Here is a 23,264-nt window from a genome sequence, read left to right as displayed (position 1 = left end):
GTTGACGGCGTTCGGCGCCGTGTCGCTAGAGCGGTGGCATGGCTTGATCTCCCTGCCGCTCGTCCAGAAACCAGCCGGCGGCGCCGATGACACCTAGCTGGCCGTGCTCGATCAGTCGTACGGGAACCTTCTGCAGAAATGCGCGCATCACGCCCTTGTTGAAATAGCGTTCGGCGAAGCTGCTGGCGCGCAGGAAGCCGTGGATCTGCGGCAGGATGCCGCCGGCGAGGAATACGCCGCCGCTGGCGCCGTACAGCATCGCCAGGTCGCCGGTGAAGCTGCCGAGCAGGCCGCAGAACACCTGCAACGCTTCCTGTGCCGCGGCATCGTGGCCGGCCAGCGCGGCGCCGGTGATCTCTGCCGGCGTCATCAGCGCCACCGCGCAGCCGCGCAGTTCGCACAACGCGTGGTAGAGGTTGAGCAGGCCGGGGCCGGACAGCGCCTCCTCGTAGGAGATATGGCTGCGGCCACGCGCCAGCACGCGCAGGATGTCGATCTCGCGCTCGTTGCCGGGCGCCAGCGAGATCTGGCCGGCCTCGGTGGGCAGCACTTGGGCATGGCCGGCGCGTGGCAGCAGCACCGCCGAACCCAGTCCGGTGCCCGGACCCATCACCAGCACCGGGCCGCGCGCCGCCGGCTGCGCGGTCTCGATCACCGGCAGCGTCTCGTCGGCATCGAGGAACTGGGTGGCCCAGGCCACTGCCTCGAAGTCGTTGATGACTTCCAGCTGGGTCAGGCCCAGCTCTTCGCGCAGTGCGCCGATCGACACCGGCCACGGCAGATTTTCGTTGACGATGCTGTCGTCCAGCACCACGCCGGCGCTGGCCACCACGCAACGGCGGATACGCCCCTGCAGCGTGGCGTGGCCAGCCAGTGCCAGCTGCGCAACGAAATCGCGCAGCAGGGCGCCGAGGTCGGACCAGTCGATGCAGTGATAGCGGTGGTAGTGCAGCACGCTGACCGGACGCCGGTCGCCGGGCGTGCCGAGTACCAGGCCGATGCGCGCGTGGGTGCCGCCGACATCGGCGGCTAGGAACGGCTCGGTCTGGCCCAGCACGCCGTTCGGCGCCGACGTTTGCGGCGACGGCCGGGCGGCATGACGCTGGCTGGCGAACTCTCCCACGTGAATTTTCCCCTTGTCCGCTGCGGCCGGCCGGTGCGACGCATGGGTCGCGCGAACATGCCGGCGGGCGATGGCGGTGGAGTCTGGAAGTGTCATGACAACGTTGTCAAGTAACTGTCCCGGAATTTTCACCAGGGCGTGCGAAGCCTTGCAACATGACCGTTGGCAGGGGTCGCGAGGCTGGATCGATTTAAATTTTGTCGACGCGCCAAAACCTGGCGCATCAGGCGTTGCGGCTGGCATCGAAAGCAGGAAATCGCCGCTGGAAGCGGCCGCGCGGGCGAATAGCCCATGCCGTGGTTAGAACCAAAAAACCTCGCGGGTGCGGGTACCCACACGTGTGGCCTGGCCGACGGGTTCCGGCCAGGCCAAGGTCATCCCTGGTTGACAACGTTGTACTTTGCGGCCAATAAAGATGTTTTGGCGGCCGCGCGTGCCGTTATGCTCACGGCCGTCACGCCGTTCCTCGGGGAGAGACTTCATGGCAAGCACTGTGGCGGCCGCGCCGTCCGGACGTTCCTACATCGGGCCGATGATCATCATCGGCGTGCTGTTCTTCATCATGGGTTTCTTCACGTGGCTCAACGGGCCGCTGATCACCTTCGTCAAGCTGGCGTTCCAGGTGCCCGACGCCTATGCGTTCCTGGTGCCATTCGCGTTCTACATTTCGTACTTCGTGTTCTCGCTGCCGGCCTCGTCGCTGCTGCGCCGTACCGGCATGAAGAAGGGGATGGGGCTGGGTCTGTTCGTGATGGCGGCCGGCGCGGCGCTGTTCGGTCAGTTCGCCACCATGCGTGTGTTCGCCGGCGCGCTCACCGGGCTGTTCATGCTCGGCGCGGGTCTGTCGCTGTTGCAAACGGCCTCGAATCCCTACGTCAGCATCCTGGGCCCGATCGACAGCGCGGCGCAGCGCATCGCTTTCATGGGCATCTGCAACAAGGTTGCCGGCATCTTCGCGCCGCTGCTGATCGGCGCGTTGGTACTGCACGGCATCGGCGACCTCGACGCGCAGGTGAAGGCCGCCGACCCGGCACTGCGCGACAGCCTGCTGAACGGGTTCGCAGCCAAGATCCACCTGCCCTACCTGGCGATGGCCGGCGTGCTGCTGCTGCTGGGTGTGTGGGTGCTGGGTTCCCCGCTGCCGGAGATCAAGCCGGCGGGTGCGAACGACGAACACGCGATCGGCCATACCGGACGCAGTATCTACAGCTTCCCGCACCTGTGGCTGGGCGTGCTGTGCCTGTTCCTGTATGTGGGCGTGGAGGTCATGGCCGGTGACGCGATCGGAACCTACGGCGCCGGCTTCGGCCTGCCGCTGGACCAGACCAAGTTCTTCACCGCGTTCACCCTCGGCGCGATGCTGGTCGGCTACCTGGTTGGCTTGGTACTGATCCCGCGGATCGTCTCGCAGCAACGTTATCTCGCGGTGTCCGCGGTGCTGGGCATGCTGTTCACGCTGGGCGCTTTCCTCACCACCGGCTATGCCTCGGTCACCTTCGTCGCGGCGTTGGGTTTCGCCAACGCGATGATGTGGCCGGCGATCTTTCCGCTGGCGATCAAGGGTCTGGGCCGCCACACCGAGGCCGGCTCGGCGTTGCTGATCATGGGCATCGCCGGTGGTGCGCTGATCCCGCAGGCCTTCGTGCACCTGAAGGAGGTCATCAACTTTCAGGCGGCCTTCGCGCTGCTGATGGTGCCCTGCTACCTGTACATCCTGTACTACGGCCTGCGTGGCCACCGCGTGGGCCAGCACGTGGCGGGTTGAACGACCTGCCGCCATCGCGACCGCATCCACTAGACTGCGCGCCATGGCGGCGCGCCGCCACCCCGTCCGACGGAACCTGAGGCTCCACAGCTTGCGCAGCAACACCATCAAGGATGTAGCCGAGCAGGCGGGCGTCTCGCTGAAGACGGTCTCGCGGGTCATCAACAACGAGCCGTCGGTGCACGCGCGCACGCGCGAAAAGGTGCAGCGGGCGATCGACGCGCTGGGCTACCGGCCCGACCCTTCCGCGCGCAGCCTGCGCAGCACGCGCGCCTACGCGGTGGGGCTGGTCTACGACAATCCCAATCCGCACTACATCATCAGCATGCAGAGCGGCGTGCTGGCGGCCTGCCGCGCCAACGGCTACGGCCTGCAGATCCATCCCTGCGACTCCACCTCGCCGCGATTGGCCGAGGAGCTGGTCGCGCTGGCGGCGCATGCGCGGCTGGCCGGCCTGGTGCTGGCGCCGCCGATGTCCGAGCAGCCGGAGCTGATCCGTACCCTGGCAGCGGCGAAGATCCCCTTCATGCGGGTGATTTCCGCGCGGCAGGACCCGCAGGACGGCTACCCCTGCGTCTACGTGGACGACCGCGATGCCGCGTATGCGATCACCGAGCATCTGATCCAGCTCGGCCACACCCGCATCGGCTTCCTGTGGGGCGGCCGCGACCACCGTTCCAGCCCCGAGCGCTACCAGGGCTACGAGGACGCGCTGAAGGACTACGGCATCGCGCTGGACCGCAAGCTGATCCTGCCCGGCGACTACTCCTTCGACGACGGTTTCCGCGGCGCACGCAAGCTGCTCGCGCTGAAGGACCGGCCCACCGCGATCTTCGGCTCCAACGACGAAATCGCCGCCGGCGTGCTCGCCGCGGCACATTCCGGCGGCATCAGCGTGCCGTGGGAGCTGTCCATCGCCGGCTTCGAGGACAGCCCGTTCTCCAAGCAATCCTGGCCCGCGCTCACCACTGCACGCCAGGCCACCGAGGAGATCGCCCATCACGCCGCGCAGCGGCTGATCAGCAATCTCCAGCGTGCGGCCAACGGCGAACCGCAGGAGGAGGGCAACGAGGGTTTCAGCCCGGAACTGGTGGTGCGCGGTTCCACTGCACCGCTGCGCGGCACGCCGGCCAAGCGCTGACGCGTGCGCCCTTCTCCCTCTTCCCGTCGGGGAGAGGGTTGGGGTGAGGGGCCTGTGCTCGCGACACTCTTCATCTCCCCTCGCCCGCTTGCGGGAGAGGGGTAGGGGGGAGAGGGGCTCTTGCTTGTATGTCTTCGCCAACGACAAAGCGGTTTCGTGCGCCTGCCGGCGCCCGAGCTACTTCTCTTTTGCTTGTCCAAAAGAGAAGTAGCCAAGAGAAAACGACACCCCGGTTGGCGCTTTCCGTCCATCCATGGACGGAAAGTCCGTGAGTCGGTGCCGGGCTTTCCGAGCGGGCTCCTGCCCGCGCGGAAAGGCGTTGCCCTCCATGGCAACGCCCGCTGCGCGGCCTGATCGTCCCCGCCTCACCGCCGCCCAGGGGCCCCGGAAAAGCGGCGCGCATCCTGCGCGCACTGCTCGAAGAGCCGGATCAAGAGCGCCATACGCTGCGCCGAGTCGCGCCTCTGCAAATCCGCAGTTGTCCGCTCGAGCGGTATCCACTACACCCTCTTTTCAGGGCGGGCGAATTGAAAGCATGCCGTGTCGCGCTTGCCGGAAAAGCGAGATAAGCAGCGCATCGCGAGCACCCGTCCCCTCACCCCGATCCTTTCTTCGAAGAGGAGAGGGAGAAAGTGCGGCGCGCCCGCCCCCACTCTTACTCGCTGTAATCAGCGATATAGATCAGCTTTCCGTCATGCTGACGGAACTCGCTGCGTCCCTCCAGTGCGATCGACTGCCCCGCGCGCACGCCGTTCGGCAGATCGATCGCGAAGATGCCTTCGAAATGGATGCTGGCGTAGGCGGTATCGCCGTCTTCGCGCCACGCGGTGACGGTTTGCCGGCGCATTGAGAACAGGTGGCGCGAGCTTTCGGCGAGGTGGCGCAGCTCGGCGATGCCGATGGTGCGCAGGGCCAGTGCGCCGGCGGTGTAGTTCTCGAACACCACCGCGTCCTGCATCGTCGCCAGCATGGCGGCCACGTCCAGGCGGTTGTAGGCATCGAGATAGCGGTCGACCAGGGCGCGCATGGGGTGTTCCGGTTCGGCGGGGGCATGCATTTCAGCACGCCCCTGCCGCGGCCGCCATGCCGGTTCAGTGCTTGGCGTTATCCGTGCTCTCGATGAAGCGCGCCACGTTGTCGTGCAGCTTCTTCAGCGAGGGCTCGTGGGCGTACACCATGTGGCCGGAGGGATACCACGCGTAGGAGATGTTCTTGCGCAGCGAGTCGGGGATAGGCAGGTGATCCATCTCGTACTGCGCCGCATAGAACGTCGTGGCGAGGTCGTAGTAGCCGCCGTTGAGGAAGACCTTGAGGTTCGGGTCGGTCTTCATCGCCATCGCCAGGTCCGGCATCACGTTGGTGGACTGCTGCAGCGCCTCGTGGCTGCCCGGCGCTTGGTGCGACATGTCCCAATGCGGGATGTCGGCGTATTCGCGGTAGCGCTGGCCGTCGCCGAACTTCAGGTCCTTACGCACGTAATCGTTGAACGCGGCGATGTAGGCCGAGCTGATCGCCGAGGACTGCGGGTCGTATTCCGATTCCTTGCCCAGCGGATCCAGCGAAGGGCCGGAGAAGCGCGTGTCGAGGCGGCCGGTGGTGGTGTCGTCGTTCGCTTGCAGCTCGTGCTCGAACATACCGCCCGAGACGCGCAGGTTGGCCTTGACCCAGTAGGCCGCCGGCAGGCCGGTGTACTGGTACAGCTTCTCGGCGACGGCCTGCTTGCGCGCGGCGTCGAGCTGCGCGCCGGCCATCAGGGCCTGCGCGTATTCGCCGGTGGCGAATTGCTCCACCTCGTGCAGCAAAGTGTCGAGGTCGGCAGGCGGCGCGGGCAGCTTGTGGTGGTAGTACGCGGTCGCGGCGTAGGTGGGCAGTGCCAGCTCGTAGGGCTGGTCCACGCCGGGGTTGCTCTCGGGGCCGTCGATGCTGTTGTCGAAGCTGAGTATCTGCGACAACAGGATCACGCCATTGAGGTCCACGCTGTCCTCGTTGGTAAGGATGTTGGCCACCACCGCCGAACGGGTGGTGCCGTAGCTCTCGCCGAACAGATACTTCGGCGAGTTCCAGCGGCCGTACTTCGACAGGAATTCGGTGATGAACTGGGCGAACGCATGGCCGTCGCCGTCCACGCCATAGATCGCTTTCTCGCGATCCTTCATCTGTTCGGCGCGCTTGCCTGGGTCTTTGTCGTCGGCGATCAGCCGGCTGAAGCCCGCGCCCGGCGCGTCGATGAACACCAGGTCGGAGGCGTCGAGCAAGCTGTAGTCGTTGTTCACCAACTGGTACGGCGCAGCCGGCGTGTGGGTGTCATCGGCGGTCACTACGCGCTTCGGTCCGAACGCACCCATGTGCAGCCACACCGTGGCCGAGCCGGGGCCGCCGTTGTAGATGAAGGTGACCGGCCGCTCGCTCGCCTTCGCGCCCTTCTTGAGATAGGCGACGTAGAACATGCTTACCGTGGGCTCGTGCTCCTTGTCGCCTGAGCCATGCAGCACCAGGGTGCCGGCTACCGCCTTGTAGCCGATGCTATGCCCTTCCACCGATACCGAGCCCTCGCTGGTCGACGACTGCGGCTTGACCAGGGCTGCGTCGGGCGCATCCGCGGGCTGCTCCTTGTCGTGCTTCTTGCTGGTGTCGGCGGCGACGGCGGTGCTGAGCAGCAGGGCGGCCACGGCCGCGGCGAGGGGAAGCTTGCGCATGGGCGATATCCTCGGAATGGCGGAGGCGCGCGACGCCTCGTGGAACAGGCAGCATAGAAACCGCCTGCGCACCCCCGCATGCCCCGGAAGTCATTGCCCTCCTGCAATATCCTGCAGTCGGCTCAAGCCCAGGCCAGCAACGCGATCGCCAGCAACGCCAGCAGCAGGCCGGCGAGGTTCGTGCGGCTCAGGCGCTCGCGGAACAGCAGCACGCCGGCCAACGCACCCAGCACCACCACGCCGAGGTTCATGCTGGCGAATACCAGCGCCGGGTGCTGCGGCAAGGCGCGGTGCGCACGCAGGTAGAACAGGATGTTGCCGAAGTTGAACAGGCCCAGCAGCAGGCCGCCCAGCGCGTTGCGCAGGCTGAAGCGCGCGCCGTGCATGGCACGCCACATCGCCAGCACGAACGCCACCGGCAGTGCCAGCGCGAACATCGCCGCGAGCGAGGTGCCCAGTGGCACGCCGGCCGCCGCCACGCGCTTGAACAACACGTCGATCGCGCCGAAGCCGGCGAACACCAGCAAGGGCCACAGCCACGGCGCTGCGCCGCCTTCGCCGCGGCCCTGCCCGCTCCGCCACACCATGCCCAGCAGCGCGAGCAGGCCCAGCGCGCAACCAAGCGCCTTGGTGGCGTCCAGTTTCTCGCCGAACAGCAGGAACGCCGCCAGCAGCGAGAGCAACAGCGACAGCCGCTGCGCCGCATCCGACCGCACGATGCCCGCATGCCGTACCGAGACGCCCAGCGCCAGGAAGATCGTGGGCAGCAGCACACCCAATCCAATCAGCGCGAACCACGGCGCGCCCGGCTGCTGCAGCGGCGCCAGCGAAGGTTGCAGCAGCAACGCGGCCAGCGCGACCGCCGCCGCATAGTTCCACGCCACCATCTGGCCGATGTCCAGCCCGAAACGCCGTGCCAGCTTCAGCAGCACCGACACCAGTACGCTGCAGATCGCACTCGCCAGCACGTAGATCATCGAACGGTTCCCGATCCGGAAGGGTTGCGAGCTTAACGGATTGCCGCCAGCCGCCCGGCCGTGGAACGATGGCCGCCCGGCACTTCCCCTATCCGAGGCCAGGCGACTTCCATGGAGATCCGACTGCTCGATCGTCACGACGCCGCTGCCTACCAGGCGTTGCGGCTGCAGGCGCTGCGCGACAGCCCGCACGTATTCAGCGCCAGCCATGACGACGAGGCCGGCCGTAGCATCGACGAGGTGGCGACGCGGATCGCGCCGGCGGCGGACGGCTCGGTGTGCATGTTCGGCCTCTTCGAGGAGGACGCGTTGGCCGGATTCGTGGCCCTCATCCATCCGCAAAGGAAGAAGCTGCGCCACGGCGCCGAGCTGGCGGGCATGTACGTGGCGCCGGCCTGCCGTCGGCGCGGGTTGGGTGCCGCCTTGCTGCACGCGGTGATCGCGCACACGCGTTCCATCGACGGCGTGCGCCAGCTCGGACTCGGCGTCAATGCGACGAATGCCGCAGCGAAGGCCTTGTACCGTTCCGCCGGTTTCGTGAGCTGGGGCGTGCAGCCAAGGGCGCTGCAGGTCGACGGTGCGTTCTTCGACGAAGAGCACATGCTTCTGCCCCTCGACGCCACCAGCTGATTGTCCTTCGGCGGCGCCTGCGCCGCCGGTCCATCGCGCGCAGCCTCTGCCGAATGCTTGCACGGAACCAATCGGCGCATAGCCGGTCTTCGCCTGGGTCTGTGCGCCGACCGGCGCCGTGTGACCGGGATGGAACCGCGCAGCATGAGTGGACGAAGGGCGAGGGCGCAGCAGGAGACGTCAGGCAGGCGAAGGCATCTGCGTTGGGCGCGGATCGCCACACTGGTGGCGGTGTTGCTGATCCACCTGGGCTTTCTGGCGTTCTTGCTCGCGCCGCCGCCGGGCTGGCGCTGGTTCGCCGCGGAGAGGCCGCCCGCGGCGTCGGACGCGTTGCTCGTCCATCTGCTGCCGTTGCAGGCCAGGACAATCGAGCCGCCGCCGGTCGCGCCGCGCGTGCCGCACCAGGCGCGTAGTGCGCCACCACCGCATCGGCCGCCGCCCGTGGCGCTGTCCAGCCGGCCGACGGCACAACCGGCGCCACCGATGCCGCAGGCAGTGCCGCGTTCCATCGACAGCCTGATCGTCACCGCTCCGCCGGACTACGTCGCCGGCGGCGGGCGGCTGTCCGGACCGGATTACGGACAGCAGAACGTCCGCGTGCCGGGCGGCAGCGAGCCGGTGCGTGGCATGCCGGTGTTCCGCATGGCCGACCCGCGCATGCAGGGCGTGGCCGGTGTGGTCCGCTTCATCGGCCACCTGACCGGCGCCGTCGATCCGCACTGCCTCAAGCTCGATGCCGCGGGCGGCATGACCACGCAGGAGCGCATTGCGAACCACGTTGACGATGCGCAGATGGAGGCCATCGCCGCGCACTATGGCTGTCCCGATCCGCTGAAACCGGGAGCCGCGATGTACTACCGCAGCCATTGATGCGGGCCGTTATGGCGCGCTCCTGTTTTACCCGGGCGTTATTGACAATGGTTTTGATCCGGGCAAAATACGCATCGGATTTTACCCGGATCGAACCATGCCCCCGCACGACAACGCCACCTGCACCGCCTTCGACGGCCACGCATTGATCGCCTCCGGCGCGCTCGTCGACGTGGCGCTGGCGGTGAAGCGCGTGCTCGACCGCGATCCGGCGCGCACGCCGCTGATCTTCGACGACGCCACCAGCCAGCCGGTGGAGATCGATTTCCGCGGCAGCGCCGACGAGGTGCTGGCTCGCCTGCAGCCCGCCGCAGACGCCGATGCGCCGCGTGGTGCGGGTCGTCCCCGGCTCGGCGTGGTGGCGCGCGAGGTGACCTTGCTGCCGCGCCATTGGTACTGGCTGAACAGCCAGCCCGGCGGCGCCTCGGCCGCCCTGCGCCGATTGGTGGAGGATGCGCGCCGCCACGGTAGTGCGAAGGATCGCGCGCGCCTTGCGGGGGAAGCCGCCGACCGCTTCATGCGCACGGTCGCCGGCGACCTCGCCGGCTACGAGGAAGCGTCGCGCGCGTTGTGGCGCGGCGACCGCGACGCCTTCAACCGACATACGCGTGGCTGGCCGAAGGATGTGCGCGAGCACGCCCGCCGGCTCGCCGCGATCGCCCGCGATGCCCAGGCCGAAACCGGCTGAAGCACGGTACACAACGGACACACTCTGCAGAAGGAAATCCCATGTCTTCCGCTTCCGGTACGTCGCCGCTTGCCCAGCGCGATTTCCGCCTGCTGTTCGGCGGCAGTACGGTCTCCGCGATCGGCGACCAGTTCACCCTGGTAGCGCTGCCGTGGCTGGTGCTCAAGCTCACCGGCAGCCCGGCTGCGCTGGGCCTGGTGCTGGCGACGATGGCGCTGCCGCGCGCCGCCTTCATGCTGATCGGCGGTGCGGTGGTGGATCGCCTGTCGCCGCGCCGCGTGCTGTTGGCGGCGCGTGCGGCGAATGCGTTGCTGGTGAGCCTGCTCGCCGCGCTGGTGCTGGGCGGTGCCGTACACATGTGGCAGGTGTATGTGCTGGCGCTGGGTATCGGCCTCGCCACTGCGTTCGCCTACCCGGCCGGTTCGGCGATGCTGCCGCAGCTGGTGCCACCGGCGCAGCTGCGCCCGGCCAACGCGCTGTTCATGGCGATGCGCCAGCTGAGCATGCTGGTGGGGCCGGCATTGGCCGGTCTGCTCATCGGCACGGGCGCGCACGGCGCCCACGGCGGCGTGGCTGACGCCACCGGGCTCGGCCTCGCCTTCGTCGTCGATGCGTTGAGCTTCGTGTTTTCGCTGATTTCGCTGGCAATGATCCGCGTCCACGGCGACCGCCATCCGCGTGTATCCGATGGCGGCGTGCTGGCCAACGTCAGTGCGGGCATCCGTGCGGTGTGGGCCGACTTGCCGCTGCGTGCGTTCGTGCTCTACGCGGCGGTGGTGTCGGTATTCGTGGGCGGTCCGATCCAGGTCGGCCTGCCGATGCTGGCCGACACGCGGCTGGATCTCGGCGCCGCTTCGCTGGGCATCCTGATGACCGCGAACGGCGGCGGCATGCTGGTCGGCAGCATGTTGTCCGGCATCGCCGCGAAACTGGTGGGCAACCGGTTGGGCCTGATGGTGTTGGGCATCGACAGCCTCGCCGGCCTGGCACTGGCCGCGCTGGGCCTCGACCACTCCACGCTGACCGGCGCCGCGCTGCTGGCCACCACCGGCATCCTGGGAGGCATCGTGCAGGTCACCATCGTCAGCTGGATCCAGCATCGCGTGGCGCCGGAAATGATGGGCCGCACGATGAGCTTGCTGATGTTCACTTTCATGGGCCTGGGGCCGTTGTCGGCGGCGGTGGCCGGCAGCCTGCTGAAACTGATCTCGCTGCCCGCGCTGTTCGCGGGCGCCGGGCTCATGCTGAGCGCGATCGCGCTGAGTTGCATGGTCAGCCCGGCGCTGCGCAGCATCGGCACGCCGCGGCGCGCGCCGGCTGCGGGCTGACGTCAGGAGATCCGTAGTTCGATGGATACCATGCACACCGTCCGATTCAGCCAGGTCGACGTGTTCAGCGCCGTGCCGTTCAAGGGCAACCCGCTGGCGGTGGTGTTCGATGCCGATGGCCTCGATGGCGCGCAGATGCAGGCCATCGCGCGCTGGACCAACCTGTCCGAAACCACTTTTTTGCTGGCGCCCACTGATCCTGAAGCGGACTACCGCGTGCGCATCTTCACCACCGGCGGCGAGTTGCCGTTCGCCGGACACCCCACCCTGGGCACCGCGTATGCCCTCCTTGAAAGCGGCTATCGGCCGCGTCGACCGGGCCGGCTGATCCAGCAGTGTGGCGTGGGCCTGGTGGAACTGACCAGGCGTGCAGCGGATTGCTGGGCCTTCGCGGCGCCGCCGGCGCGCATCCAGCCCTTGCCGCCGGAGCACGGCGTCCTGCTGACCCGCGCGCTGGGCAGCGAGGCGATCGATTTCGCTGCCACCCCGAGCACTGTCGACAACGGCGCGCCGTGGTTGCTCGTGCGCATGCACTCCGCCGCGGACTGTCTTGCGCTGCAGCCAGACGATGCCGCGCTGGCCGCGGTGACCCGTGCGGCCGGTACCGATGGCGTGGCGATCTACGGGCCGCATCCCGCCGGCGGCCCGGCCGACTTCGAGATGCGTTGCCTGATGACCGGCGGCAACTTCGGCACCGGCGAAGATCCCGTCACCGGCAGCGCCAACGCCGCCCTGGCCCGCTTGCTGGAGGCGCAGGGGAGGCGCCCCGCGGCGAGCTACACGGTGCGCCAGGGCGTGGCGCTGCAGCGCGAAGGCCGCGTGGCGATCGAGCACGATAATGACGGCCGCATCTGGATCGGCGGCGCCTGCATCACGGTGATCGAGGGCCGCTTCCGCTACTGAGCGGCCGGGTGGCTCAGCGCAGCGCCGCCGCCTCGCGCGCCAGCTGCTCGATGCCGGCCCAGTCGCCGGCTTGCAGCTTGTCCTTCGGGGTGAGCCAGGAACCACCTACGCAGGCCACGTTGGGCAGGGCGAGGAAATCCGGCGCGCTGGCGAGGCTGATGCCGCCGGTGGGGCAGAAACGGATCTGCGGCAGCGGGCTGGCCCAGGCGGCCAGCAGCTTCGCGCCGCCCACGGGCACGGCGGGGAACAGCTTCAGGTGCTTGTAGCCGCGTTCGAGCAGGCTCATCGCCTCGCCTGCGGTGGCCACGCCGGGCAGCAGCGGCAGCGCGTTGGCGTCGGCGGCGTCGAGCAGCTTCGGCGAGACGCCGGGCGATACCGCGAAGCGCGCGCCGGCTTGGCGGGCAGCCTCGAGCTGCTGGCCGTCGAGCACGGTGCCCACACCCACTACGGCGCCTTCCACCTCGGCGGCAATGGCGCGGATCGCATCCAGCGCAGCCGGCGTGCGCAACGTCACCTCGATGCTGCGGATGCCACCGGCGACCAGCGCGCGCGCCATCGGCACCGCATGGGCCACTTCTTCGATGATCACCACCGGCACCACCGGAGCGAGCGCGAGGATTTCGGCGAGGACGGTCTGCTTGTGGTCTTGTGGGGTCATGGGAAGGCTCGCGGGGAAAGGTTTGGCGCAGGAGCGCACGCTGTGCGCTCCTGCGGGGATGAATCAGGCGTCGGCGGCGTGGTGGCGGTCGTGCCTGGCAAAGATGGTGGCGCCGGCGTCGGCCGAGCCCACCGCATTGCGCAGGCTGGCGAACAGCTCGCGACCCATGCCGGTGTGATGCGCGGAGAGGTCCGCGTGCACCTGTTCGCGCGCGGCCCACTCGGCGGCGTCGACCTTGGCTTCCAGCGTGCCGGCGATGGCATCGAGGCGGATGATGTCGCCGTCGCGCAGCTTGCCCAGCGGGCCGGCATCGATGGCTTCGGGCGTGACGTGGATGGCCGCGGGAATCTTGCCGGAGGCACCGGACATGCGGCCGTCCGTGACCAGTGCTACGCGATGGCCGCGCGACTGCAGCACGCCCAGCGTGGGGGTGAGCTTGTGCAGTTCGGGCATGCCGATGGCCTTCGGTCCCTGGAAGCGCACCACGGCGATGAAGTCGCGGTCGAGTTCGCCACGGTCGAAGGCCTGCTTCACGTCGTCCTGGTCGTGGAACACCACGGCAGGCGCTTCGATCACCAGCCGGTCGCCCGGCACCGAGGACACCTTGATGACGGCGCGGCCGAGGTTGCCTTCCAGAACGCGCAAGCCGCCGTCGGCGCGGAACGGTTCGCTGGCCGGGCGCAACACGTCGCGGTTGCCGCTTTCGTTCGCCTCGTGCCACGCCAGCTTCCCGGCGGCGTCCAGCGCTGGCATCTTGCGGTAGGCGTCGAGGCCGCGGCCCCATACCGTATGTGCGTCGCCGTGCAGCAGGCCGGCGTCGATCAGCGAGCCGATCAGGAACGGCATGCCGCCGGCCTGGTGGAAGTGGTTCACGTCGGCCGATCCGTTCGGATACACGCGCGCCATCAGCGGCACCACGCCGGACAGCGCGTCGAAATCCTCCAGCCGCAGCACGATGCCGGCCGCATGCGCCATCGCCACCAGGTGCAGCAAGTGGTTGGTGGAGCCGCCGGTGGCGTGCAGGCCGACCACGCCGTTGACGATGGTGCGCTCGTCGACCATGTGGCCGAGCGGCGTGTGGTGCTCGCCCGGCGTGCTGATCGTCGCGAGGCGATGCACCGCAGCCTCGGTGAGCGCCTCGCGCAGCGGCGTATTCGGGTTGACGAAGCTGGAGCCCGGCAGGTGCAGGCCCATGATCTCCATCAGCATCTGGTTGGAGTTGGCGGTGCCGTAGAAGGTGCAGGTGCCGGGTGCGTGGTAGGACGCGGCCTCGGCTTCCAGCAACTCGTCGCGCGTGGCCTTGCCCTCGGCATAGCGCTGGCGCACCGCGGTCTTGGCGTCGTTGGTGATGCCGCTGGGCATCGGCCCGGCCGGCACGAAGATGGTGGGCAGGTGACCGAAGCTCAGCGCGCCGATCAGCAGGCCCGGCACGATCTTGTCGCAGATGCCCAGCATCAGCGCGCCGTCGAACATGTCGTGCGACAGCGCCACCGCAGTGGCCATCGCGATCACTTCGCGCGAGAACAGCGAGAGCTCCATGCCGGCACGCCCTTGCGTGACGCCGTCGCACATCGCCGGCACGCCGCCCGCCACCTGCGCGGTGACACCGGCCTCGCGCGCCACCCGGCGGATCAGCTCGGGGTAGCGCTCGTACGGCTGGTGCGCCGAGAGCATGTCGTTGTATGCGGTGACGATGCCGAGGTTGGGCGCGTGGCCGCTGCGCAGCGCCGCCTTGTCCTGGGCGCCGCAAGCGGCAAAACCGTGGGCGAGGTTGCCGCAGGAGAGCCGGGAGCGATGCGGACCTTCGCGATGCGCGGCGTCGATGCGCGCGAGATAGGCAGCGCGGCTGGCGCGGCTGCGCTGGGCGATACGGGCGGTGACTTCGGCGAGGATGGGGTGCAGGGTCATGACACGAATCCGGGAATCAACGGGAATCAACAAGCGGAGCGAGCAGCGGGCCAGGGAAGGCCCGCCCGCGAATCAGGCGCTTTGCGCCTGATTCGGCGGAGCCTGCGCCGGGCTATGCCCGGCACAGGCGAGCCGACCATGGGCAGGAGCCCATGGTCGGCATCAGGCATGGCGCTCTTGATCTGCTGCCGTGCCTGCAACAGGCCCCGCTTTTTATCGAACCGTCCAAAAGCGAAGCCTTTACTGATGCCTTGCGAGTGCAGTCCTGCACTCGCAAGGCTCGGCCAGCCCGGCTGCGCCGGCCTGACCTCCGTCGCACAACGGTGAAGCCGTTGCCCGACGAGCGGCCCATCCATGGGCCGCGATCGCTCCGTCAGGGGCACCAATAAACCGCCAGTGGCACGCGATCCTGCTTCACCACCGCGCGCACCGGATAGTTCTTCGCATCCGCCAGCCCCAGTCGCACGTCGGCCAGCAGGTCGCGCTTCTTCTCGCCGCTGACCAGCAGGTACAGCGCGCGGGTATCCAGCAGCACGGGCAGCGTCAGCGTGATACGCGGTTCGCCGGCGCCGGGCGCCTGCATCGGCAGTACCTTTGCCGTGCCCTGCGGATCGAGTGCTTCGGCCAGGCGGTCGCCGCCGGGGAAGAACGAGGCGGTGTGGCCGTCCTCGCCCATGCCCAGCACTACCACGTCGAATGGCGCGGGCAGCGCGGCGATGCGCGCCTCGGCCTCGGCCAGCCCGGCATCGGGCGTGGGGGTGCCGGTGTACAGCGGCACGAAGCGCGCGGCACGGGCGGCGTTCTGCAGCAGCGTGGTTTCCACCAGCTTCGCGTTGGAGCGCGCGTCGGTGTCTGGCACCCAGCGTTCGTCGACCAGGGTGACCGTGACCTGCGCCCAGTCCAGCGCCTCGCGCGACAGCCGTGCGAAGAAATCCTTAGGCGTGCTGCCGCCGGAGACCGCGATTACGGCCGTGCCGCGTGCCGCGATCGCCTCGCGCAGCTGCGCGGCGACGCGTTCGGCCAGCGCCACGGCCTGGGCGCTGCAATTCGTGAAGCTGTGCGTGGTCACGTTGGGCATGGCGCTTATTCGCTGTCCTCGTGCCAGGTGCGGCCGTCACGCTCGATCAGCGCTACCGAGGCGCTGGGGCCCCAGCTGCCGGAAGCGTAGGGGCGCGGTGCTTCGCCGCTGGCGGCCCAGGCGGCGAGGATGGGATCGGCCCAGCGCCATGCGGCCTCCACTTCGTCGCGGCGCATGAACAAGGTGGGGTTGCCGCGCACCACGTCGAGCAGCAGGCGTTCATAGGCGTCGGGTTGGGCGACGCCGAAGGCTTCGGCAAAGCTCATGTCCAGCGGCACGTGGCGCAGGCGCAGGCCGCCGGGGCCGGGGTCCTTGATGGTGAGCCACAGCTTCACGCCTTCGTCCGGCTGCAGGCGCAACACCAGGCGGTTCTGCGCCAGCGGGCCCGCGCTGGCGTCAAAGATCGAATGCGGCACCGGCTTGAACGCCACCACGATCTCGGACACGCGCTCGGGCAGGCGCTTGCCGGTACGCAGATAGAACGGCACGCCGGCCCAGCGCCAGTTCTCGATCTCGGCCTTCAAGGCCACGAAGGTCTCGGTATCCGACTTGGTACCGTTCAGTTCGTCCGGATAACCCGGCACCGACTGGCCCTCGGCCACGCCGGCGCGGTACTGGCCGCGCACGGTGAGCTGGCTGGCGTTGCTTTCGTCGATGCGCTTGAGCGAGCGCAGCACCTTGAGCTTCTCGTCGCGCACCGCATCGGGCGTCAGCGAGGCTGGCGGCTCCATCGCCACCATGCACAGCAGCTGCAGCAGATGGTTCTGCACCATGTCGCGCAGCGCGCCGGCGCGGTCGTAGTAGCCGGCGCGGCGGCCCAGGCCCAGCGTTTCGGCCACGGTGATCTGCACGTGGTCGATGTGGCTGGCGTTCCACAGCGGTTCGAACAAGGCGTTGCCGAAGCGCAGCGCCAGCAGGTTCTGCACCGTTTCCTTGCCGAGGTAGTGGTCGATGCGATAGGTCTGCGACTCGGCGAACACCTTGCCCACCGCGTCGTTGATCCGGTTCGCGCTGGCGAGGTCGCGGCCGATCGGCTTTTCCAGCACCACGCGCGAGTGCCCGCCGTTCAGCCCGTACTGGCCGAGCCGCCGGCAGATGTCTTCGAACAGCTCGGGCGAGGTGGAGAGGTAGAACACGCGGATGTGCTCGGGCTGCTCGCCGATCAGCGCGGCGAACGCGTCCCAGCCCTCGTCCTTGCGCGCATCCAGCGGGCGATAGAACACCTGCTGCAGGAAGGTGTCGACCTTGGCCGGGTCGGCGCCGTTGCCGGCCAGCGATTCGCTCAGCTGGGCGCGGTAGCCGGCATCGTCCAGCGGCTCGCGGGCCACGCCGATGATGCGGCTGCCGGCAGGGATCTGGCCGTCGACGTAGCGATGGAACAGTGCAGGCAGCAGCTTGCGCAGGGCGAGGTCGCCGGTGCCGCCGAAAATCACCAGGTCGAAGGTATCGACCTTCTGGAAGGTAGCCGTCACGCAAACACCTCGATACGGGGGGGAACGGACAGGGCGGAGGGGATTCGGCCCGTGGCATGACGATAGTACCAGTGAAATACCAGGGCAAGCACTGCCCTGCATACGAATTCATGAGGGTCCCGGAGACCGCCTTCTGGCGTGGTTTTTCACCGCGGCGTCGAAATGGATGGCCAGGCGGCTTGCGGCCAATGGTTTGCTATTGGTATCTTCTTAGGATGGAAACCGCCCTGGCCCGCGAATACCGCCGCATCTGCCGCGATCCCGCCACGCATCAGCCGCTGGCTTACCTGCGTTTGCGCCGTGCGATCCGCAACGTGGTCGAGCACCGCGACATCGAGCCGGGCCAGGCGCTGCCCAGCGAGCGCGACCTGTCGCAGGCGCTGAAGCTGTCGCGGGTCACCGTGCGCAAGGCGATCGCCGGACTGGTCGAGGAAGGCCTGCTTACCCAGCGCCACGGCGCCGGCACCTTCATCGCCGAGCGCATCGTCAAGCCGATGTCGCGGCTATCCAGCTTCACCGAGGACCTGCGCGACCGCGGCCTGCACCCGCGCTCGGAGTTCTTCGAGCGCAGCGTGGGCGAGGTGACGCCGGAGGAGGCGATGGCGATGAACCTGTCGCCCGGCACGCTGGTGGCGCGGTTGCACCGCGTGCGCTACGGCCAGGACGAGCCGCTGGCGATCGAGCGCACCGTGGTGCCGGCCAGCGTGCTGCCCGACCCGATGCTGGTGCGCGATTCGCTGTACGAGGTGCTGGAATCGCTGGGTTGCCGTCCGAAACGCGCCTTGCAGCGCCTGCGCGCGGTGTCGCTGGGCGCGCAGCACGCACGCCTGCTGCACGTGGCCGCCGGCAGTGCCGGGCTCAACATCGAGCGGCGCAGCTTCCTCGACGACGGCCGCGTGGTCGAGTTCACCTGCTCCTGGTACCGCGGCGACATCTACGACTTCGTGGCCGAGCTGCACGCCGATTGATCCCCCGTCGCGCCCGGCGCGACGTTACCCCCGACACGAGAAAACCATGCACGCCAGCGACACCTTGATGTTCCGCGAAGCGCACGAATCCGCCGACGTGGTGGCACGCCAGTTCGCCGCCAACGAGCGCGTGGTCGGCGAATTGGCCGCCGCGCTGCGCGCGCAGCCGCCGCGTTTCATCGTCACCTGCGCGCGCGGCAGCTCCGACCACGCCGCCGCCTACGCCAAATACGTGTTCGAGACCCAGCTCGGCATCGTCACCGCCTCGGCCTCGCCCTCGGTCACCTCGGTGTACGCCGCGCCGCAACAGTGGGAAGGCGCGCTGTTCATCGCGATCTCGCAGTCGGGCAAGAGCCCCGACCTGGTGCGCAACGCGCAGGCGGCCAAGGTCGCCGGCGCGCGCGTGGTGGCGATGGTCAACGTGGAGGACTCGCCGTTGGCCGCCGTCGCCGACACGGTGATCCCGCTGCACGCCGGCCCTGAGCGCAGCGTGGCCGCCACCAAGAGCTACCTCGCCGCGCTGGCCGCGATCCTGCACCTGTGCGCGCGCTGGCATGGCGACGCGAAGCTGTGCGCCGCGCTGGAAGCCCTGCCCGGCGCCCTGCGCGCGGGCTGGGACGCGGATTGGTCGGCGCTGGTCGATGGCCTTGCCGGCGCGCACAACCTGTTCGTGGTGGGCCGTGGCTTCGGCTTCGCTGCCGCGCTGGAGGCGGCGCTGAAGTTCAAGGAAACCTGCGGCCTGCATGCCGAGGCGTTCAGTGCGGCCGAGGTGAAGCACGGCCCGATGGCGCTGGTCGGCCCGGACTTCCCGGTGCTGTGCTTCGCCCAGGACGACGGCACGCTGGAAAGCACGCTGGCCGTGGCGAACGAATTCCGTGGCCGCGGCGCTCAGGTGCTGGTGGCTGCGCCGGGCCGCAGCGGTGAGGGCTTCCTGCCGCTGGCCGCCGGCCTGCCCGCGCTGTGCACGCCGTTGCTCACCATCCAGAGCTTTTACCGCGCCGCCAGCGAGCTGGCGCTGCGCCGCGGCTTCAATCCCGATGTGCCGCCGCATCTCAACAAGGTTACGGAAACGGTGTGACTGCCATGACCACCGCCCTCGCGAATGCCCGCGTCCTCACCGCCCACGGCTGGCGCGACGATCTCGCTGTGCTGGTCGAGGGCGAACGCATCGCCGCACTGTTGCCGGATGACCACGCCGCCGTGCGCGCGGCGCAGGTGCGGGACCTCGGCGGCGCCCTGCTGGTGCCTGGCTTCATCGACACGCAGGTGAACGGCGGCGGCGGCGCCTTGTTCAACGCCGCACCCACGGTGGAGACGATCCGCACCATCGGCGCGGCGCACCGCAAGTTCGGCACCACCGGCTTCCTGCCCACGCTGATCAGTGACAGCACCGCCACCATGCGCGCCGCGCTGGCCGCGGTGGAGCAGGCCTTCGACGAAGGCGTGCCGGGCCTGCTCGGTATCCATCTCGAAGGCCCCTACCTCGCACCCGAGCGCAAGGGCGTGCACGATCCCAAATGGTTCCACGTGCCCGGCGAGGACGAACTCGAACTGTTGTGCGCGCCGCATCGCGGCGTGCGCCTGGTGACGCTGGCACCCGAGCGCGTGTCGCACGCGGCCATCGCGCGGCTCGCCGCCGCGGGTGTGGTCGTCAATGCCGGCCATACCGCCGCCGACCACGCCACCATCCGCGCCGCGCTGGCTGCCGGCGTGCGCGGGTTCACCCACCTGTTCAACGCGATGACGCCGCTGGGCAGCCGCGAGCCCGGCGTGGTGGGCGCGGCGCTGGACGATCCCGGCAGCTGGTGCGGCATCATCGTCGACGGCCACCACGTGCATCCGGCCAGCCTGCGCAACGCCGTCGCTGCCAAGCCGCGCGGCAAGACGCTGCTGGTTACCGATGCGATGCCACCAGTGGGTGCGGACGATCCCAGCTACGTGTTGAACGGCGAAACCATCATCGCGAAGGACGGTATCTGCCAGACCGCGGACGGCGTGCTCGCCGGCTCGGCGCTGGACATGGCGGCCGCCGTGCACAACACCGTCGAGATGCTCGGCTTGCCGCTGGACGAGGCGGTGCGCATGGCCAGCACTTATCCCGCCGACTTCCTCGGTCTCGGCGCCAGTCACGGGCGCATCGCCGTAGGCTGGCGCGCCGATCTCGTCGCGATGGATGCCGATTGCCGCGTGCGGCAGAGCTGGATCGGCGGCCGCTCCTCGTAGCGGCGCGCAGGCGCCATGGCCCGGCACATTGCCGCGTATGGCCGCCCAAAGTTAAACTTTCCCGGTTCAGGTGTCCCGACGGCCGTCGCCCGAAGGATGAAACGGGAAGCCGGTGCGTGGTGATTCCACCATCATTCCGGCGCTGCCCCCGCAACGGTAAGCGAGTCAAGGTGCGGCTTGTCGCCACTGTGCCCGATGGCACGGGAAGGCGCCGCCACCGACGCATACGGCGTCGCTCGCGAGCCCGGAGACCGGCCCGGACAAGACTGCTGGCTCGCGGTGGGCGAGGCTGGACAGACGCGTCCGGCCCTTGCCGTACCTGCCTGCTCCCGCCCCCGTTTCCGTTCGCCGGCCCTTGAATACGATGTGCCGCGCGGGTGTGCGGCCGAGGAACGAGACGTGAAGAAGACTTTGCTGGCTGCGGCACTGCTGTGCTGCCTACCCTCCGCCTACGCGGCCGACCAGAACGACGCCAATGCACTGGCACCGGTGATCGTCACCGCCACCCGCACGCCGATCACCGCCGACGAGGCCTTGTCCTCGATCACCGTGATCACCCGCGCCGACATCGAGCGGCTGCAGCCGGTGTCGGTGCTGGACCTGCTCACCGGCCTGCCCGGCGTGAACGTCACCCAGAGCGGTGGCATGGGCCAGACCAGCTCGCTGTTCATGCGCGGCACCAACTCCACCCACACGCTGGTGCTGATCGACGGCGTGCGCGTCGGCTCGGTCACCGCCGGCTTCGCTTCGCTGGAGCAGATCCCGGTAGAGCAGATCGAGCGCATCGAAATCGTGCGCGGCCCGCGCTCCAGCCTGTACGGCGCCGACGCGATCGGCGGCGTGATCCAGATCTTCACCCGTCACGGCCAGGCCAATGGCGGCATCGCGCCGTCGCTGAGCGTGACCGCGGGCAGCCATGGCCTGTTCGGCAGCCAGGCCGGCCTGTCCGGCGGCGACCAGCACGCCTGGTACAACCTCAGCCTGGGCGGCGAACACACCAGCGGCTTCCCGGGCTGCAAGATGGGCGCGGCGGAAGCGATGGCGGGCTGCTTCGTGGACGATTCGCGCGACAACGCCTACCGCAACTGGAATGGCGCGGCCAATGCCGGCTACCGCTGGGACAACGGCACCGAGCTGGCCTTCACCTGGCTGCGCAGCAAGAACGACGTCGACTATGCCGGCAGCCCGTACGGCGGCAACGATGCCGTCAACGAGCAGCGCGTGGCCGGCGCGCGCCTGAGCTTCTCGCCGCTGGAAGCGTGGCAGGTCACGTTGAACGCGGGTCAGAGCAAGGATCTCGCCACCACCTACTACCAGGGCACCTACTACGGCGCGTACTACCCGCGGGCGCAGACCGGCTACTTCAACTCGCGGCGCAACCAGTTCTCGTGGCAGAACGACATCGCGCTCGCTTCGAACCAGTTGCTGACGGTGGGCGTGGACTATCAGCAGGAGCATATCGACAGCAGCACCGGCTACCTCGCCGACAAGCGCGACGACACCGGCACCTACGCGCAGTACCAGGGCACGTTCGGCCGCAATGAAGTGCAGCTCTCCGTACGCCACGACCACAACCAGCAGTACGGCGACCACGACACCGGTGCGGCCTCCTGGGGTTACCACTTCGACCACGGCCTGCGCGTGTACGCCAGCTACGGCACAGCCTTCCACGCCCCGACCTTCAACGACTTGTACTACCCGCCGTACTACGGCATCCCGTCGGCCAACCCCGACCTGAAGCCGGAGAAGTCGCGCAGTGCCGAGCTGGGCGTGGCCCAGCAGCTGGAAAACTGGAACTGGGGCCTGAGCGCCTATCAGACCCGGATCGACGACCTGATCCTGCTCGATCCCAGCCAGAACTACGTGCCCTTCAACGTCAGCAAGGCGCGTATCCGCGGCCTGGAAGGCCAGGTCGGCGTGAACCTCGACGGCTGGCAGGTGCAGGGCTATCTCACCTTGCAGCAGCCCAAGGACGTGGGCAACGCCGTGGCCGATGCCAACAGCGGCAACCTGCTGCCGCGCCGCCCGGAACGCATGGCGCGCATCGACATCGATCGCCGCTTCGGCGCGTTCGGCGTCGGTACCACCTGGTACGCCGCGGGCCGCAGCTACGACGATGCCGCCAATACGCACCGCCTCGGCGGCTACAGCACGCTGGCGCTGCGCGCGAGCTGGCACTTCACGCCGGACTGGCAGATCGAGGCCAAGCTGGCCAACGCCTTCGACCACGACTACGAGACCGTGTACTACTTCAACCAGCCTGGCCGCACCTGGTACCTGACCTTGCGCTATAGCCCCGCGGCGCGCTGAACCTCGACGGGCCAGGGAAGGCCTGTAGCAAGGGAGGCGAAGGCTCACCTGGCATAGGGTGAGTTTCGAAGCGGTTTCGTGTGCCCTTTTGGGCGCCCGAGTTACTTTTCTCTTGCGTGGCCAAGCGCTAAACGGTAGCTGTTGCACTCAACGATCGAACCGGAGGGTGCTGGACCTTGGGGTCAAAGGAAATCTCTTTCAGGAAAATTTCCATTTGTACTTCATATTCAGTTGGTTACGCGCAAAATGGCTGCGGCTTCTTGGGTAACCCACCACTATAGCCAGTGTTTAAATGGATCAATTCGACACATGATGGCGCCGACTAGGGCGGAGTTTTCCCATTTTCCGGCGGTGATGCCATGAAAACTTTTGCATTGATCCTTGCTGTGGTAATCCCCCCGCTTTTAGCGCTCGCCAAAAGTGGAGCTAAGCGGGCAAGGCCAATTTCTGCATGGGTGTGATGCCGCCGAGAGCCATGTTCGGACGCTCGTGGTTGTATGTCCATAGCCAGTGGGTCGCCGATGCT

The 23,264-nt window shown here is 68.3% G+C and carries 19 protein-coding genes and 1 riboswitch; of the genes, 11 read left to right on the top strand and 8 right to left on the bottom strand.

Features of this window, described 5'->3' with window-relative positions; all coding sequences use genetic code 11:
* Positions 1–25 precede the first annotated feature (25 nt).
* Complete coding sequence (glk, locus tag ISP14_RS11810) at positions 26–1,123, bottom strand: glucokinase (RefSeq protein ID WP_404539949.1); 1,098 nt, start codon at positions 1,121–1,123, stop codon at positions 26–28.
* A gap of 481 nt (positions 1,124–1,604) precedes the next feature.
* On the opposite strand from glk, the gene ISP14_RS11805 reads away from it, so the two are divergent.
* Positions 1,605–2,888, top strand: a complete 1,284-nt coding sequence (locus ISP14_RS11805; RefSeq protein WP_404539946.1) for a sugar MFS transporter — start codon at positions 1,605–1,607, stop codon at positions 2,886–2,888.
* Positions 2,889–2,979: 91 nt separating this feature from the next.
* The gene (locus tag ISP14_RS11800; protein WP_404539943.1) at positions 2,980–4,029 is read left to right on the top strand and encodes a LacI family DNA-binding transcriptional regulator; all 1,050 of its coding nucleotides are present in this window, start codon (positions 2,980–2,982) and stop codon (positions 4,027–4,029) included.
* 655 nt (positions 4,030–4,684) lie between these two features.
* Here the strand turns inward: ISP14_RS11800 and ISP14_RS11795 are convergent.
* The 3 genes from ISP14_RS11795 to ISP14_RS11785 all read right to left on the bottom strand — a co-directional run bounded on the left by ISP14_RS11795 (position 4,685) and on the right by ISP14_RS11785 (position 7,702).
* Positions 4,685–5,056, bottom strand: a complete 372-nt coding sequence (locus tag ISP14_RS11795) for a nuclear transport factor 2 family protein (RefSeq protein ID WP_404539941.1) — start codon at positions 5,054–5,056, stop codon at positions 4,685–4,687.
* Positions 5,057–5,120: 64 nt separating this feature from the next.
* On the bottom strand, positions 5,121–6,725 hold the full coding sequence (locus ISP14_RS11790; RefSeq protein WP_404539938.1) for a S10 family peptidase: 1,605 nt from the start codon (positions 6,723–6,725) through the stop codon (positions 5,121–5,123).
* Between the two features lie 122 nt (positions 6,726–6,847).
* Positions 6,848–7,702 (bottom strand): EamA family transporter, encoded by an 855-nt coding sequence (locus ISP14_RS11785; protein ID WP_404539935.1) that lies wholly within the window; start codon positions 7,700–7,702, stop codon positions 6,848–6,850.
* 111 nt (positions 7,703–7,813) lie between these two features.
* Here ISP14_RS11785 and ISP14_RS11780 point away from each other — a divergent pair, with 111 nt between their 5' ends.
* The 5 genes from ISP14_RS11780 (at position 7,814) to ISP14_RS11760 (ending at position 12,121) form a co-directional block, all read left to right on the top strand.
* Positions 7,814–8,332, top strand: a complete 519-nt coding sequence (locus tag ISP14_RS11780; RefSeq protein WP_404539932.1) for a GNAT family N-acetyltransferase — start codon at positions 7,814–7,816, stop codon at positions 8,330–8,332.
* Between the two features lie 144 nt (positions 8,333–8,476).
* Positions 8,477–9,202 carry a hypothetical protein gene (locus ISP14_RS11775; protein WP_404539929.1) on the top strand — a complete coding sequence of 242 codons (726 nt, stop codon included), beginning with the start codon at positions 8,477–8,479 and terminating at the stop codon, positions 9,200–9,202.
* 97 nt (positions 9,203–9,299) lie between these two features.
* On the top strand, positions 9,300–9,890 hold the full coding sequence (locus ISP14_RS11770) for a DUF2239 family protein (protein WP_404539925.1): 591 nt from the start codon (positions 9,300–9,302) through the stop codon (positions 9,888–9,890).
* 41 nt (positions 9,891–9,931) lie between these two features.
* Positions 9,932–11,218, top strand: a complete 1,287-nt coding sequence (locus ISP14_RS11765) for an MFS transporter (protein ID WP_404539922.1) — start codon at positions 9,932–9,934, stop codon at positions 11,216–11,218.
* A gap of 30 nt (positions 11,219–11,248) precedes the next feature.
* Positions 11,249–12,121, top strand: coding sequence for a PhzF family phenazine biosynthesis protein (locus ISP14_RS11760; protein WP_404539920.1), 873 nt, complete (start codon positions 11,249–11,251; stop codon positions 12,119–12,121).
* Between the two features lie 13 nt (positions 12,122–12,134).
* On the opposite strand, the gene eda is transcribed toward ISP14_RS11760, so the two are convergent.
* From eda to zwf, 4 genes are all read right to left on the bottom strand, one after another.
* Positions 12,135–12,779, bottom strand: a complete 645-nt coding sequence (gene eda, locus ISP14_RS11755) for a bifunctional 4-hydroxy-2-oxoglutarate aldolase/2-dehydro-3-deoxy-phosphogluconate aldolase (protein ID WP_404539918.1) — start codon at positions 12,777–12,779, stop codon at positions 12,135–12,137.
* Positions 12,780–12,842: 63 nt separating this feature from the next.
* Positions 12,843–14,687, bottom strand: a complete 1,845-nt coding sequence (gene edd / locus ISP14_RS11750; RefSeq protein ID WP_404539915.1) for a phosphogluconate dehydratase — start codon at positions 14,685–14,687, stop codon at positions 12,843–12,845.
* Positions 14,688–15,060: 373 nt separating this feature from the next.
* Complete coding sequence (pgl, locus tag ISP14_RS11745) at positions 15,061–15,765, bottom strand: 6-phosphogluconolactonase (RefSeq protein ID WP_404539912.1); 705 nt, start codon at positions 15,763–15,765, stop codon at positions 15,061–15,063.
* 5 nt (positions 15,766–15,770) lie between these two features.
* Positions 15,771–17,237 carry a glucose-6-phosphate dehydrogenase gene (gene zwf / locus ISP14_RS11740; protein ID WP_404539909.1) on the bottom strand — a complete coding sequence of 489 codons (1,467 nt, stop codon included), beginning with the start codon at positions 17,235–17,237 and terminating at the stop codon, positions 15,771–15,773.
* Positions 17,238–17,452: 215 nt separating this feature from the next.
* Here zwf and ISP14_RS11735 point away from each other — a divergent pair, with 215 nt between their 5' ends.
* The 4 genes from ISP14_RS11735 to btuB all read left to right on the top strand — a co-directional run bounded on the left by ISP14_RS11735 (position 17,453) and on the right by btuB (position 22,738).
* Positions 17,453–18,205, top strand: coding sequence for a GntR family transcriptional regulator (locus tag ISP14_RS11735; protein WP_404539906.1), 753 nt, complete (start codon positions 17,453–17,455; stop codon positions 18,203–18,205).
* 46 nt (positions 18,206–18,251) lie between these two features.
* Positions 18,252–19,283, top strand: coding sequence for an SIS domain-containing protein (locus tag ISP14_RS11730; protein ID WP_404539904.1), 1,032 nt, complete (start codon positions 18,252–18,254; stop codon positions 19,281–19,283).
* 5 nt (positions 19,284–19,288) lie between these two features.
* Positions 19,289–20,428 (top strand): N-acetylglucosamine-6-phosphate deacetylase, encoded by a 1,140-nt coding sequence (gene nagA / locus ISP14_RS11725; RefSeq protein ID WP_404539901.1) that lies wholly within the window; start codon positions 19,289–19,291, stop codon positions 20,426–20,428.
* A gap of 51 nt (positions 20,429–20,479) precedes the next feature.
* A riboswitch (cobalamin riboswitch) is annotated at positions 20,480–20,702 on the top strand.
* A gap of 125 nt (positions 20,703–20,827) precedes the next feature.
* Positions 20,828–22,738 (top strand): TonB-dependent vitamin B12 receptor, encoded by a 1,911-nt coding sequence (gene btuB / locus ISP14_RS11720; RefSeq protein ID WP_404539898.1) that lies wholly within the window; start codon positions 20,828–20,830, stop codon positions 22,736–22,738.
* The last annotated feature ends 526 nt before the right edge of the window (positions 22,739–23,264 follow it).

Origin of the sequence: Dyella agri (assembly GCF_044904705.1) — a bacterium.
Taxonomy (GTDB): Bacteria; Pseudomonadota; Gammaproteobacteria; order Xanthomonadales; family Rhodanobacteraceae; genus Rhodanobacter_A; species Rhodanobacter_A agri.
This window is presented reverse-complemented; position numbering and strand designations above follow the sequence as displayed.

Bases quoted from the DNA above. Each gene is read 5' to 3' on its own strand.
- ISP14_RS11805 (WP_404539946.1), top strand. From the start codon at position 1,605: ATGGCAAGCACTGTGGCGGCCGCGCCGTCCGGACGTTCCTACATCGGG.
- ISP14_RS11795 (WP_404539941.1), bottom strand. From the start codon at position 5,056: ATGCGCGCCCTGGTCGACCGCTATCTCGATGCCTACAACCGCCTGGAC.
- ISP14_RS11790 (WP_404539938.1), bottom strand. From the start codon at position 6,725: ATGCGCAAGCTTCCCCTCGCCGCGGCCGTGGCCGCCCTGCTGCTCAGC.
- ISP14_RS11785 (WP_404539935.1), bottom strand. From the start codon at position 7,702: ATGATCTACGTGCTGGCGAGTGCGATCTGCAGCGTACTGGTGTCGGTG.
- ISP14_RS11780 (WP_404539932.1), top strand. From the start codon at position 7,814: ATGGAGATCCGACTGCTCGATCGTCACGACGCCGCTGCCTACCAGGCG.
- ISP14_RS11775 (WP_404539929.1), top strand. From the start codon at position 8,477: ATGAGTGGACGAAGGGCGAGGGCGCAGCAGGAGACGTCAGGCAGGCGA.
- ISP14_RS11770 (WP_404539925.1), top strand. From the start codon at position 9,300: ATGCCCCCGCACGACAACGCCACCTGCACCGCCTTCGACGGCCACGCA.
- ISP14_RS11765 (WP_404539922.1), top strand. From the start codon at position 9,932: ATGTCTTCCGCTTCCGGTACGTCGCCGCTTGCCCAGCGCGATTTCCGC.
- ISP14_RS11760 (WP_404539920.1), top strand. From the start codon at position 11,249: ATGCACACCGTCCGATTCAGCCAGGTCGACGTGTTCAGCGCCGTGCCG.
- eda (WP_404539918.1), bottom strand. From the start codon at position 12,779: ATGACCCCACAAGACCACAAGCAGACCGTCCTCGCCGAAATCCTCGCG.
- edd (WP_404539915.1), bottom strand. From the start codon at position 14,687: ATGACCCTGCACCCCATCCTCGCCGAAGTCACCGCCCGTATCGCCCAG.
- pgl (WP_404539912.1), bottom strand. From the start codon at position 15,765: ATGCCCAACGTGACCACGCACAGCTTCACGAATTGCAGCGCCCAGGCC.
- ISP14_RS11735 (WP_404539906.1), top strand. From the start codon at position 17,453: ATGGAAACCGCCCTGGCCCGCGAATACCGCCGCATCTGCCGCGATCCC.
- ISP14_RS11730 (WP_404539904.1), top strand. From the start codon at position 18,252: ATGCACGCCAGCGACACCTTGATGTTCCGCGAAGCGCACGAATCCGCC.
- nagA (WP_404539901.1), top strand. From the start codon at position 19,289: ATGACCACCGCCCTCGCGAATGCCCGCGTCCTCACCGCCCACGGCTGG.